Origin of the sequence: Pseudoalteromonas sp. JC3 (genome assembly GCF_030291895.1) — a bacterium.
GTDB lineage: Bacteria > Pseudomonadota > Gammaproteobacteria > Enterobacterales > Alteromonadaceae > Pseudoalteromonas.
In genome coordinates this window covers 3,774,053-3,787,553 of record NZ_CP127855.1, presented here as the reverse complement: position 1 = coordinate 3,787,553, position 13,501 = coordinate 3,774,053, and the positions used below count along the sequence as shown (strand labels likewise).

At 42.9% G+C, this 13,501-nt stretch carries 14 protein-coding genes; 11 read left to right on the top strand and 3 right to left on the bottom strand.

From position 1 onward, the window contains the following. The first annotated feature begins 278 nt into the window (after nt 1–278). Nucleotides 279–575 (top strand): DDE-type integrase/transposase/recombinase, encoded by a 297-nt coding sequence (locus QSH61_RS16525; protein WP_174170580.1) that lies wholly within the window; start codon nt 279–281, stop codon nt 573–575. A gap of 89 nt (nt 576–664) precedes the next feature. Next, nucleotides 665–880 carry an IS3 family transposase gene (locus QSH61_RS16520; RefSeq protein WP_174170581.1) on the top strand — a complete coding sequence of 72 codons (216 nt, stop codon included), beginning with the start codon at nt 665–667 and terminating at the stop codon, nt 878–880. A 64-nt stretch (nt 881–944) separates the two neighbouring features. Here QSH61_RS16520 and argE read toward each other — a convergent pair whose 3' ends face one another. Next, a complete protein-coding gene (gene argE / locus QSH61_RS16515; RefSeq protein ID WP_174170582.1) occupies nt 945–2,093 on the bottom strand; it encodes an acetylornithine deacetylase in 1,149 nt (382 codons plus the stop codon). Between the two features lie 177 nt (nt 2,094–2,270). Between argE and argC the strand changes: the two genes are divergently transcribed. The 7 genes from argC (at nt 2,271) to QSH61_RS16480 (ending at nt 8,948) form a co-directional block, all read left to right on the top strand. Further along, entirely contained in the window at nt 2,271–3,281 is a 1,011-nt protein-coding gene (argC, locus tag QSH61_RS16510) for an N-acetyl-gamma-glutamyl-phosphate reductase (protein WP_174170633.1), read from the top strand. Beyond that, complete coding sequence (gene argB / locus QSH61_RS16505; RefSeq protein WP_010607124.1) at nt 3,278–4,057, top strand: acetylglutamate kinase; 780 nt, start codon at nt 3,278–3,280, stop codon at nt 4,055–4,057. Before argC ends, argB begins: the two co-directional genes overlap by 4 nt. 9 nt (nt 4,058–4,066) lie before the next feature. Further along, nucleotides 4,067–4,987 (top strand): ornithine carbamoyltransferase, encoded by a 921-nt coding sequence (locus QSH61_RS16500; RefSeq protein ID WP_010374249.1) that lies wholly within the window; start codon nt 4,067–4,069, stop codon nt 4,985–4,987. Between the two features lie 11 nt (nt 4,988–4,998). Next, a complete protein-coding gene (locus QSH61_RS16495; RefSeq protein WP_010607125.1) occupies nt 4,999–6,210 on the top strand; it encodes an argininosuccinate synthase in 1,212 nt (403 codons plus the stop codon). A gap of 14 nt (nt 6,211–6,224) precedes the next feature. Continuing rightward, on the top strand, nt 6,225–8,090 hold the full coding sequence (argH, locus tag QSH61_RS16490) for an argininosuccinate lyase (RefSeq protein ID WP_206473040.1): 1,866 nt from the start codon (nt 6,225–6,227) through the stop codon (nt 8,088–8,090). A 177-nt stretch (nt 8,091–8,267) separates the two neighbouring features. Next, on the top strand, nt 8,268–8,426 hold the full coding sequence (locus QSH61_RS16485; RefSeq protein ID WP_167310205.1) for a hypothetical protein: 159 nt from the start codon (nt 8,268–8,270) through the stop codon (nt 8,424–8,426). Between the two features lie 66 nt (nt 8,427–8,492). Beyond that, complete coding sequence (locus QSH61_RS16480) at nt 8,493–8,948, top strand: hypothetical protein (protein WP_248298734.1); 456 nt, start codon at nt 8,493–8,495, stop codon at nt 8,946–8,948. Between the two features lie 190 nt (nt 8,949–9,138). Here the strand turns inward: QSH61_RS16480 and QSH61_RS16475 are convergent, their stop codons facing one another. Further along, complete coding sequence (locus tag QSH61_RS16475; protein ID WP_174170587.1) at nt 9,139–10,497, bottom strand: capsule assembly Wzi family protein; 1,359 nt, start codon at nt 10,495–10,497, stop codon at nt 9,139–9,141. Continuing rightward, nucleotides 10,494–10,976, bottom strand: a complete 483-nt coding sequence (coaD, locus tag QSH61_RS16470; protein ID WP_010374242.1) for a pantetheine-phosphate adenylyltransferase — start codon at nt 10,974–10,976, stop codon at nt 10,494–10,496. The genes QSH61_RS16475 and coaD overlap by 4 nt, the downstream gene beginning before the upstream one ends. Before the next feature lie 185 nt (nt 10,977–11,161). Between coaD and QSH61_RS16465 the strand changes: the two genes are divergently transcribed. Beyond that, complete coding sequence (locus tag QSH61_RS16465) at nt 11,162–11,818, top strand: TetR/AcrR family transcriptional regulator (protein WP_010374241.1); 657 nt, start codon at nt 11,162–11,164, stop codon at nt 11,816–11,818. Nucleotides 11,819–12,035: 217 nt separating this feature from the next. Beyond that, nucleotides 12,036–13,493 (top strand): tRNA uracil 4-sulfurtransferase ThiI, encoded by a 1,458-nt coding sequence (gene thiI, locus QSH61_RS16460; RefSeq protein ID WP_010607129.1) that lies wholly within the window; start codon nt 12,036–12,038, stop codon nt 13,491–13,493. The last annotated feature ends 8 nt before the right edge of the window (nt 13,494–13,501 follow it).

Below are 13,501 nucleotides of genomic sequence, written 5' to 3'. Positions count from 1 at the left end.
CAACATTGGGGGTTATTTTATGTCTACATACATCAGAGAATTAAAGCTGTGCATCGCACAGCGTTGTCTTGATGGTGAATCATCGACTCAAGAGTTTTCTATCAGTTTTAGACTGATTAGGTATTGGACTTCTGTTTATATAATCCATGGTTCATCTTCATTTTACCTCTGATTATGAAAATTCCGCAGACTTTAAATGCTCGGTATGGTTGTTGGCGTATTCATTATGTTTTGCGTAAAGAAGGTATCTACTTAATCATAAAGCGGTTCAGTGTTTAATGGCAAAACTAGGGTTAAAATCGACTGTAAGGCCGAAGAAATATCGTTCATATAAAGGGTTGGTTGGACGTATTGCACCAAATATCATGAATCGAAACTTCACATGGACTAAACCAAATGAAAAGTGGATGACCGATGTGACAGAATGTAAAGTGGCAGGTGAAAAAATGTATTTATCTCCTATTATCGATTTATTTAATCAAGAAATCGTTAGCCATACTGTCGCGACCACACCTAAATTGCATCTCGTGACTGAGATGCTAGATAAAGCGATGAGTGAATTAAGTCAGGTATGATCCTTGGTTCTACATAGCGAACAAGGGTGGCAATTCCAGCACCATGGTTGCCATAAGATTTTGAAAAATAAAAAATTAATCGGAGTGTATTGAGAAAAGGAAATTGTTTTGATAATACAGTGGCTGCAAATTTCTTCACGCTTTTAAAATCAGAAATGTACCATGGTCACTACTTTGACAGTGCCGAGCAACTTATGGCATGCATTGATGAATATATTGATTATTACAATAACGATCGGACTAAGGTCAAATTAAAAGGCCTGATTCCGGTAGAATACCGGAATCAGGCGTTGGAAGTCGCATAATAGAAATGTCCAACTTTAATGGGTCACTTCAGCTAAGGTGGCTTTTCTTGTTCGTTCGGAATGTTTAACTAAAGCAGCAATCTTTGATTAGCGCTTTAATAATCGCTTGAGATGGTTTTATTTTTTCCATATTGAGATATTCATTTGGCTGATGTGCTTGATTAATTGAACCTGGGCCCATGACGATAGTTTCGCAGCCTAGCTGTTGTAGAAATGGTGCTTCGGTACAATAGTTTACAGCAATTGCTTGTTGTCCTGACAGGCGCTCAGCCATTTTCACCAAAGCAGAATCCGTCGAGCCGGTAAAAGCCGGAATAGGTTCGTGCATATCTATAACCGAGACGCTATTCGGATAATGTGTATTGATTGGTGCTACAGCTGCCGTGAGCATGGCTTGTAGTTCTTTGATGCTCAGACCAGGCAAAGGGCGCATATCAATATGTAGTTCACAACAGCCACAAATACGGTTGGCATTGTCGCCGCCATGAATGTGTCCAAGGTTTAAAGTTGGGTAAGGAATAGCAAAATGTGGAGTTGAATATTTATTCTTTAATTCTTCTCTTAATTTTAATAAATTTGCAATCACCTGATGCATGATTTCAATAGCATTTAAGCCACGCTCTGGATCTGAGCTATGGCCTGAACGACCAACTATACGGATGGCGGTCGTCATATGGCCTTTGTGGGTAAATACCGGCACCATATCGGTGGGTTCACCAATAACGCAGCGCGCCGGCTTCAAGCTTGGATGTTTAGCAATTTCCTGAGCGCCAGCCATGGTGGTTTCTTCATCGGCGGTGGCTAAAATCATGATAGGAGCACTTTGCTGTAATTCATCAAGCTCTGAGATTGCATTCAATACGAAAGCAAAAAAACCTTTCATATCAATACTTCCAAGACCATATAATTTATTATCTTGCTCGCTTAATTTAAAAGGATCAAATTGCCAGCGGCTATCGTCGAATGGCACGGTATCCGTGTGGCCGGCCAACATTAATCCACCATCGCCATTACCTCGTCTTGCAATTAGATTATATTTTCCTTTTGCATGTTCAAGCTCTGTTACTTCGACAGTAAATCCTAACGTTTCGCACCACTGTGCGAGTAGCTGGATCACATTCTGATTACTCATGTTGAGACTTTCTTCTAATGCACTGATAGATGGCGCGGCGATCAGTTGCTGATACATTTCCATAAAAGCGGGCAATTTCATAAAAATTCCTAAAATACTTATTCAAAGTTCTTGCATAAAAATATAAAGATGTTTAGAGTGAATATCAATTCACTTTTTTAGCATAAATATATTTTTGGAACAGCAATGCGACGATTTGACTTCAACAATTAGCAGAACCAACCCTAATCAAACTTTTTTAATCTTGAGAACACTATGTTGAAAGTATCTATAATCGGAGCGAGCGGCTACAGTGGCGCTGAGCTTGCTAAGCTGGTTGCCAAGCATCCTGCCTTCACACTTGCACATTGCTTTGTATCTGAGCAAAGCTTAGACAAACACAAATTCATCAGCGATTTATATCCAGAATATTCGGGCTTGCTAGATATTGAGCTGCAACCCTTAAATGAGCAAGCTTTTTCGTTGATAGAGCAATCATCGGATTATGTGTGTTTATGCACGGATCACAAGGTTAGCGTAGAGCTTGCACCGATATTTTTACAGATGGGGAAACGGGTTTTTGACCTATCTGGAGGTTACCGTTTATCTAGCAATGAAGACTACGAAAATTACTACGGCTTTTCTCACCCGCATCAAGACTGGTTAGCGCAAGCGCAATACGGACTAGCTGAATGGTACGGCGATGCTATTAAAACGGCGAAGTTGGTGGCGGTCGCGGGCTGTTATCCGACTGCGGCACTCAATGCACTTAAGCCATTACAACAAGCTGATCTGATAACAGAGCAGCCAGTTATCATCAATGCTGTTTCAGGTGTTACTGGCGCAGGTAGAAAAGCGAATGTCGCCACACACTTTTGCGAAGTATCTCTTGCACCGTACGGTTTGTTTACGCACAGACATAGTCCAGAAATAGAAAAGTACCTTGAGCACCCAGTGTTGTTTACGCCGCATTTAGGGAATTTTAAGCGTGGTATCTTGGAAACGATCTACGTCACTCTGAAAGAAAATGTCACACCAAATCAAGTCGATGCCGCTTACCAAGTGCTTGCCGATGAGCCGCTGATCAGATTAAAGGGGAGTCAACTTCCATCAATCAAAGCCGTTGAAAATCAGCCTTTTGTTGATATTGGTTGGCAGCAAAAGGGCAATCAACTGATCGTGGTTGTCGCGATTGATAACTTGCTTAAAGGGGCTGCAGGCCAAGCATTACAATGTATGAACTTGGCGGCAGGACTTGAGCATTATCAAGGTTTAGGAGTATCAGCATGAGCAAACAAACTTGGGTGATAAAACTAGGTGGTGCGGTGTTGAATCAAGAGGGTGCAGCGCAAGCATTGTTTTCAGCTATCAAGCAAATTCAACAGGACGCACCACACAAGCAGTTTGTGATTGTTCATGGTGGCGGGGCGCTGGTTGATAAGTGGCTTACCGATGCTGGTTTTGCTACTGCAAAACATCAAGGACTGCGGATCAGTCCGCAAGAGCAAATGCCCTATATTGTTGGTGCACTTGCAGGCTGTGCTAACAAGCAACTGATGGCGGATGCCATTACCGCCACGCTCAAGCCCGTTGGGCTGTGCTTATATGATGCAGGATTTACCACAACTCAAAAGCTTAAAGCGCTTGGCCGTGTGGGTAGCTGTGAAGCGAGTGAAGGGGGCATGCTTGAAGCGGTGTTGGAGTTTGACAGGTTACCTGTTGTTAGTTCAGTTGGTATTGGCGCTGACGGCCATTTATACAACGTGAATGCGGATGAAGCAGCAGCAGCTATCGCCAGTAAGCTTGGTGCAGAACTTATTTTTATGACTGACGTTGAGGCGGTACTTGATGGCGATAAACAGCCATTAAATCAACTTAACGCGGAACAGATCTCAACGTTAATCGCGCAAAAGGTCATTGTGGGCGGGATGGAGGTCAAAGTTAAGACCAGTCTTCACGCTGCCCAACACTTACGACGAGGGGTGTACATCTCTAGCTGGCAAAAGCCAGAAAATTTAATTGCGTTGCTCAATGGTGAGCACGTAGGTACACAAATTCTGCCGTAGGAAAACACCATGACTAAGCATTTTTTAACTGGTTTGGAATTAGACCAAACTAACGTTTTGAACTTATTAAAGCTTGCAAAAAATATTAAAAATCAACCGCAAGAATATAACCAAGCCTTAGCAGGCAAATCGATTGTCACGTTATTCGAAAAGCCGAGCTTAAGAACGCGGCTGTCGTTCGATATCGGTATCCATAAACTGGGCGGCCATGCTGTGTATTTAGATCAGCAAAACGGTGCAATGGGGGCGCGTGAATCCGTAAAAGATTTTGCGCTTAATATTTCTACTTGGGCCGATGGCCTTGTGGCCCGCGTAAATCACCATAGCACGCTTGAGACGCTCGCTGAGTTTTCGTCTGTGCCTGTTGTGAATAGCCTATGTGATTTATATCACCCTTGCCAAGCGTTGGCTGATTTTCTCACCTTATTTGAAACTTACGACGATGTCAGTCAGATCAAAATCGCTTATCTCGGTGAAGGTAACAACGTAACACATTCATTAATGTTGCTTGCGGCAACGTTAGGTACTGATTTTGTGGCGGTTTGTCCTAAAGGTCATTCTCCAGATGCACAGATTGTAAAGCAAGCTGAACAAATTGCGGCGGTAAATGGCGCCTCAGTTCTGGTCAGTGATCGGGTAGAAGCGGCGGCTGGTGCCAATGTGCTCTACGCTGATACTTGGGTTTCGATGGGGAATAAAACGCCAATTGAACAGGTGAAAGACACCTTTATGCCATATCAAATCAACCAACAATTGGTTGAAGCGTGTGGCGCACAAACCATTTTGCATTGCCAGCCAGCACATCGTGAGTTTGAAATTACTTCCGAAGTGATGGACGGGCCAAAGTCAAAAATTATTCAACAAGCTGAAAACCGCATGCATGCTCAAAACGCATTGCTGGTATCGCTGTTAAACAAAGATTACGTTTGAGGTTAAAGAACATGAGCAAGATTAAAAAAGTGGTACTGGCTTACTCTGGTGGATTAGACACATCAGCGATTGTGCCATGGTTAAAAGAGAACTACGGTTGTGAAGTTGTCGCCTTTGTTGCCGATGTAGGTCAGGGTGAAGAAGAACTGGTTGGGGTTGAAGAAAAGGCAATCGCATCGGGTGCCTCTGAGTGCCATATCGTCGACTTAAAAGAAGAAATGGTTAGCGACTATATTTATCCAACTCTTAAAACTGGTGCTATCTATGAAGGGACATATTTACTGGGTACTTCGATGGCGCGTCCTATTATCGCCAAAGCACAAGTTGAAATCGCTCGTAAAGTTGGCGCGGATGCACTTTCGCATGGTTGTACAGGCAAGGGGAATGATCAGGTGCGTTTTGAATCTTGCTTCTCAGCGCTTGCGCCTGACCTTAAAGTGATTGCACCATGGCGTGAATGGTCACTATCAAGTCGTGAATCTTTGCTTGACTATTTGGCCGAGCGTAATATCCCTTGTGCAGCCTCTGCCACCAAAATTTACAGTCGTGATGCCAATGCTTGGCATATTTCTCACGAAGGTGGCGAATTGGAAGATCCATGGAATGAGCCAAGCGATCAGGTTTGGACCATGACTAACTCTCCAGAAGCAGCTCCGGATCAGCCTGAATATGTGTCGGTATTAATCGAAAAGGGTGAAATCACCGGTGTTAACGGTGAGAGCTACAGCCCTTATCAGTGCCTAGTTAAGTTAAACGAGATTGCAGCGCAGCACGGTGTTGGTCGTGTGGATATCGTTGAAAACCGCCTGGTCGGCATGAAATCTCGTGGCTGTTATGAAACACCGGGAGGCACTGTGATGATGGCTGCGTTACAAGCGATTGATGAGCTGATCTTAGACAAATCTTGTCGTAAATGGAAAACCGCGCTTAGCGAAGAGTTTGCACACTTAGTCTATGACGGTCGTTGGTTTACCCCACTGAAAGATTCAATTCTAGCTGCCGCAGAGTCTTTCGCACAGCAGGCAACTGGTGAGGTGGTACTTAAGCTTTATAAAGGCCATGTACATGCAGTGCAAAAGCAATCAATCAATAGCTTATACAGCGAAGATTTTGCCACATTTGGTGAAGATGACGTATATGACCAATCTCATGCGGAGGGATTCATTCGTCTATTCTCACTATCTAGCCGGATAGCGGCGTTAAACAAGCAAAAGCAATCTTAAGGTAGGAGAACGAGATGGCATTATGGGGCGGCCGTTTTTCATCAGGTCCTGATGAGGCATTTAAGCAATTTAATGATTCTCTGCCATTTGATTATCAATTGGCAGAGCAAGATATTGTTGGCTCTATCGCTTGGGCGGGTGCGCTAAAGCAAGTAGATGTATTAACTGAAAGCGAACATCAGCAGATCATCTCAGCGCTGAAACAGCTTTTGGATGAAGTGATTGCTGATCCGCGCAGTGTAGCAACCGCGGGACATGAGGATATTCATTCTTATGTTGAAGCTAAACTTATCGACAAAGTGGGTGATTTAGGTAAAAAGCTGCACACAGGTCGAAGCCGTAACGACCAAGTAGCCACAGACTTTAGATTGTGGAGCCGGAAAACGGCGCAGCAATTGCTTGTGGCACTGAGTTCACTCAAGCAAGCTCTTGTGGTACTCGCAGAGCAGGAGCTTGGTACTATATTGCCAGGCTACACCCATTTACAGCGTGCTCAGCCCGTGCTCTTTAGTCATTGGTGTATGGCCTACGTTGAGATGATTGAGCGTGATGAGTCGCGCTTAAATGATGCGCTTGAAAGGTTAAATGTGTGCCCACTTGGCTCAGGTGCACTAGCGGGGACTGCTTATCCTATCGACCGTGAAATGTTAGCTGTAAACCTTGGCTTTAGAGAAGCCTCTCGTAATAGTTTAGATGCGGTCTCTGATCGTGACTTTGTGGTTGAGCTACTCAGTTGTGCGTCTATTTCGATGATGCATTTATCTCGTTTTGCAGAGGATTTGATCTTTTACAACTCTGGTGAATCTGGATTTATTGATTTGGCCGACAGCGTGACGTCCGGCTCATCCTTGATGCCACAGAAAAAGAATCCTGATGCCTTAGAGTTGATCCGTGGCAAAACAGGTCGAGTTTTTGGCGCCTTTAGCGGCATGATGATGACGCTTAAAGCTTTGCCCTTGGCCTACAACAAAGACATGCAGGAAGATAAAGAAGGCCTATTTGATGCCATGCCAACTTGGCTTGCGTGTATTCATATGGCTGAAGCATGCGTTAAAGGCATTAAGGTTAATGGTGATAAGACGTTAGCGGCTGCAAAAGGTGGTCACGCCAATGCGACAGAGCTTGCTGATTATCTCGTTGCTAAGGGAATACCGTTTAGGGAAGGCCATCACATCGTCGGTGAATTAGTGCAGTTAGCAATTAGTAAGGGGCAAAACCTCGAGGATCTGAGCTTAGAAGAATTCCAGCAAGTCAGCGCAGTAATTGCAGAGGATGTCTACCCAGTACTAGAAATTGACGCTTGTATTGCCGCTCGTAAAGCATTAGGCGGCACCTCATTGCCACAAGTGACCAATGCCATTAAAACGGCAAAAAAAAAGCAAAAAATCCTAGTGCGTGATGCCAATTTAGATGATGTTGAAGCCATTGCCGGACTGATCCAATATTGGGCTAAAGTAGGTGAGAACCTACCGCGAGCGAAAAGTGATATGATCCATAGTATCAATGAGTTTGCGGTAACAGAGGTCGGTGGCAGGGTGACAGGATGTGCATCTTTGTATATTTACGACACTGGGCTTGCTGAAATTCGCTCTTTGGGTGTAAATCCCGAGAGCGAAATAAAGGGACAGGGGCAACTTTTAGTCGAGCATTTACTGGTGAAAGCCAAAAAATTGGCACTCAATCGTATTATTGTGCTAACTAGAGTACCTGGCTTCTTTATGAAACAAGGTTTTAACAACTGTACCAAAGATAGCTTGCCTGAAAAAGTGATGAAAGACTGCGAGTTGTGTTTGCGCAAAGATAACTGTGATGAAATTGCGATGGATTTCATTATAAAACAAACATCTAGCTTAAGTATTCCATGTAAATTTGTGGCTTAACACTAAGCTTTTACAGAATCAGAAAGAGCGCTAGTAAGCGCTCTTTCTGTATGTAAATTAATCGATTGAAATTGGTTTAATAAATGTTGGCGTGTTTCGTGCTAAGTAAATCTCGATAATTTTTAGATGACTCACTTTTAGAGTTAAGACTAATTTGTAAATATTGAGGGAAATTTCATGATAAAAACAATCCTAGCGAGAAAAAATCAAGCTAAAACAACTGGTCAAGCAAAGCCACTTTCTGATAAGGTGATTCAATCTGTAAGTAAACTTGAGATGGTATCTGGCGCACGTGGAAGTGCAATAATTCCGCCTGGGTCTAAAGAACCGTACTAATGATTAATGTTAATTTATGACTTTTTTGGTATGAGTATAGGAGCCCTTGTAATATGGGGCTTCTTGATGGCCTCACTGCTACATCTATTTTTTTATATACTAAAAGTCCAGAAAAATTTACAGCTACTCTTTGCTTCTATCCTGTTATTTACCTCCTACTTTGTAAGTGATTTTATCATTGCTTCTGATAGCTACAATACGGCTATTCACGGAATATTTGCTTTGTTTGATCTCTTTACCTTATTGATTCTTTTTCTAGTCGCGTATACTTTTTTTAAAGATGAAAAGCTCGAAGTTGGCGTTTTATATATTACGGTAGGTTTGGTTATTAATACTTTAATGTTCTTCTTTATGTTTATAGATACATATATTTATGAAAATGTAACACGCTGGTTCTTATGGTATTTATACTCATACATAGTGATTTCTGTGGACTTTATTATGGTTGCTTCTTTATTAGTCAATAAAGATTGGTTAGGTATTAAATGGGCTATAAGTAATGTGAGAGCTAAGGTAGCTTGAAACTTTAGTCGATTTAAATTGTAATTTTTACTTATTTATCATAGTCTTGTGTTTGTACCGCTTTTTCGTGCTTGCTGGTTATACATTGTCGAAATGTATATAACCGATTGGCTTTTAATTGTCGTTTGGCTTATTCCTAAGGACTTTCTTGGATTATACGCCATAATAAAAGAGCGGCGATGGCCGCTCGTTAAAACTGATATTCCACGCTCAACGTGAGTGCTGCGTGGCTTTCGTCTTCTTCCTGAGACTTATCTTGCCATGCTTTTACGCCAATTTTAGCAAGCGCGCCAAACACACCTTGTTGGTAACCGAGCTCGAGCTGGTTTCGCTCAACGTCTAATGTGTCAAATTCAACTCGCTTCAGTTTGGCATAAGCACCAATGCCATCTGTGCTGAAGTAATCTAACGCGAAAGTGAGGTTTTTAGCGTCCAATCCCGAGCTTGCTCCAAGCCAGAGGTCGCGTTCACGGTAGTTCGCTGAATCCACGGTATTGTCTCTTGGGCAAAGCGCGAGCTTTAGCTCGTCTTTACAATCAATGCTTGTATCTGAATATTCAATAAAGCTTTTAAGGCGATAGTCTTTACCACCCCAATAACTTTCAATACCTAGGGTGTACATTGGATTGCTTGGTAATGCACCACTGTCGTTATTGCCTGCAAGCTCACCGTATAAAGCGAGTGGTTGACTTGCTATCCGAGTGGAGTATTTGAAGTCAACGCTGGTGAGGCGTTGCGTTTGCTTTTCGCTTTCAAGGTTTTGTTGTTGATAAACAAAGTCGCTGGATGTTGTACTAAAGCCAAGCTCTAGCCCTTGAATTGGAAAAGCAGCCGCTCTAAACCCCCAAAAGTCGCCATCCTTTTTACTGGCTATATTTGGGCGTTGTTTTGCCATAATGGCCGTCACTTGCCAAGGACCAACGAAAGAGAAAAAGCTCGGTCCAATATAGTTGTTATTGGCACGACTTAAACGAACCGCCTTCATGGGGGCTGCGTTGTTTGAAAGCATCAGCGCATTTTCGTTGCTCGGGCCCCACCAGTAACTCAGTCGCTCAGCGCTGAGAGACCAATTACCAAACAACACTGCAAGGTGGCTGCCGTGGTGATTCACGTATTTTCCATCTTGGCTTTCATCTGCGTAGTTAACCGCAACTTTAGCGCTAACAGCACCGCCGGTAATAACGCCATAAGTACGCAAGCCTGAACGTTCATTTTGACGTTCACCAAAGCCTGTTGAGCGCTCTTCAGCACCGTTAAAATGTGCTTTTACACTACTGTATCTTTCTCTTTTTGCTTGTTTTAGTGCATGGCGTAAATGTGCCAATGCAAAGCTTGCGGTTTCAGAGAGATTGCTGTCATCAATAGCGGCAAGGTCATTAACAATGCCGCTCCACAACAGAGGATATTGATTAACTGGGCGATTTATCACGCCTTCTGCAACCAGTAAATCTATGCTGTGTTTAAGCTCACTTTGTGACACCTCTATCCAAGGTGAAGCATGCGCATAAGTACCAACCAATACGGCTAGGGATAATAGGCACTTTTTCATCCGTGTAGTTTTTCCTCTAAAGCTTTGGCAACCAGCGGGTGAACAAATTCACTGACATTGCCTTTATGAAGTGCAACTTCTTTTACTAAAGTTGACGAGATAAATGAATTCTTTTCAGATGGCGTTAAAAATACGCTTTCCAAATCGGGATGTAAACGGCGATTCATATTGGCCAGCTGGAACTCATAGTCAAAGTCAGACACCGCGCGAATACCGCGGATCAGCACGTTGGCTTTTTGCTCTTTCGCTAAATCAACGAGTAATCCTGAAAACCCAATCACCTTTACATTTTTATGTGACTTTAAAATTTCTTCAGCCAAAGCAACACGTTGCTCTAGTGAGAAACAAGGCTGTTTATTTGGGTTATGGGCAATTGCCAAGATCACGGTATCAAACATTTTTGCTGCACGTTTGATTAAGTCTTCATGTCCATTAGTGAGGGGATCAAATGTGCCAGGGTAGAGGGCGATGACTTTCATAAGCGTAACTATGTTGAATTTTTTTGTATGGTAACAAGGTTTTTTTGAAAAAACACTGGTCAGCTTTGTCGGATCTAAGCTTATCTAGAGGTAAAATTAGTGCTATTTTTTCACATGGAGCGCGCAATAGCCTATTAACACTAGCAATAGCGCGACCACGTTATCAACAAAGATAGAGAATCGTAATGAATACCAAGGAAAAAATAATACGTACCAGCATCGCGTTATTTAATTTGCATGGAGAGCGCGCGATTACGACAAACCATATAGCGTCCAGTTTGGGGATTAGTCCTGGCAATTTGTACTATCATTTTAAAAATAAAGAAGACATCATTCGGCAAATATTCGCGCTTTATAGCGAGCATTTAAATACGCACTTTAAGCCACTGGAGCAGCACAATGAGCCGCTTGAGCAGCTAACTCAATATTTAGACTCCTTGTTCGACCTGATGTGGCGTTATCACTTTTTCTACGACAATCTGACAGACATCTTGGCTCGTGATGATGAATTGAAAAAAAACTACATTGCTTTTCAGTCACGCTTACTTGAGCAAGTAAAAGCTGTGGTAATTGGTCTAAGAGATACAGGCGTGATCACCATAGATGATGACGATGCTAAAGAGCTCGCGCATATGTTGAAAATGACCGTTAGTTTCTGGACTCCTTATGTTAAAGCCAGAAGAATGACAGGCGTCCTTGAGCAACAAGATATATACAATGGTATTGTTAAAGTTCTGATGATTTTTAAACCTTACGCGACGCCCATGAGCGCACCGAAAGTGGCACAACTTCAGCAGCATTATCAAGCACTGGCAGAGGCGAGCTTACCGAGTATTGCTTAGCCTGAAATAATTAAGCGGGCCTTTTGCCTGGGTGAGCACGGCAAAAGGCTTTGTAGAGCACAAAGGGAAAAGGTTTGTTTATTTCCTAATCGGCTCTGAGTTTGATATACTCGCGCGCCCGAACTGTCCTCGGTCAGTGTGCGCCACGATAAAGTCCGCTTAGGTCAAATCAGTGCGTCATCGCAACCGATAATCGATCTGTAGTAGAGTGACTTTTATGCTTAAATTTATCGTCAAATTACATCCCGAAATTGCTATTAAGAGCAAATCCGTCCGTAAGCGTTTTACCAAAGTATTAGAGAAAAACATCAAAATGCTGTTGGTTCGCGTTGACGAAAACGTAAAAGTTAAAAATAACTGGGACAATATCTCAGTGACGAGCGAGCTAAGTGACGAGAAAACCCGTCTTGGTCTGATCGACCACCTTAAACGCACGCCAGGTATTGTGCAGTTTATTGAGGTGCAAGAAACACAGTTCGACACGCTTGATGATATCTACCAACAAACGATTGCTTTGGTTGAGCCATTGATCAAGGGCAAAACGTTTTGCGTGCGTGTAAAGCGCCAAGGTAAGCATGAGTTTACTTCAAGCGACGTGGAGCGTTATGTTGGTGGCGGTTTAAACCAAAATGTAGAGGGTGCCAGTGTAAGACTGAAAAAACCTGATGTGACGGTTAAAATCGAAGTCAAAGACAATAAAGCCTACATCGTTCGTCACCAGCACTTTGGTCTAGGTGGCTTCCCACTACCAACGCAAGAAGACGTGCTGTCTTTGGTTTCTGGCGGATTCGACTCGGGTGTTGCGACTTATCAAATGATGCGAAAAGGCGCGCGAACGCACTTTTTGTTCTTTAACTTAGGTGGCGCAGCCCACGAAATTGGCGTTAAGCAAGTGAGCCACTATTTGTGGAAACAATTTAGCTCTACCCACAAAGTTAAATTTATTACGATTGACTTTGAGCCGGTTGTTGCAGAAATTCTTGAAAATATCGAAAGCGGACAAATGGGCGTGGTACTAAAGCGCATGATGATGCGTGCAGGTGCTGTGGTTGCAGAGCGTTTAGGGATCCCTGCGCTGGTAACTGGTGAAAGTATTGGTCAGGTATCGAGCCAAACCTTGGCTAACCTTAACGTGATTGACCGTGTTACAGAGATGCTGATATTACGACCGCTTATTCAACACGATAAAGAAGAGATTATTCGTATTGCCAGAGCGATTGGCACCAATGAAATGGCAGAAGCAATGCCTGAATATTGTGGTGTGATCTCTCAAAAACCAACGGTAAAAGCACAGCTTCACAAGATATTAGCTGAAGAAGAAAAGTTTGACTTTGATGTATTGAATACAGTTGTAGCGAACGCGACGGTAAAAGATATTCGTGATATTGAAGCTGAAGCAAAAGAAGAAGTGAAAGAAGCGGAATCGGTAAGTGAATTACCTGACAACGCGGTGGTACTAGATATTCGTTCCCCTGAAGAGGAAGATGCAAACCCTCTAGAGCTAGATGGTGCACAAGTGATCCACTTACCTTTCTTTAGATTAGCCACTAAGTTTGGCGACTTACCACAGGACAAAGCATACTACTTGTACTGTTCGAAAGGCGTAATGAGCCAGTTACAAGCACTTATTCTGCATGAAAATGGCTATGCAAACGTCAAGGTGTACCGTCCTTAAAAAGCGTG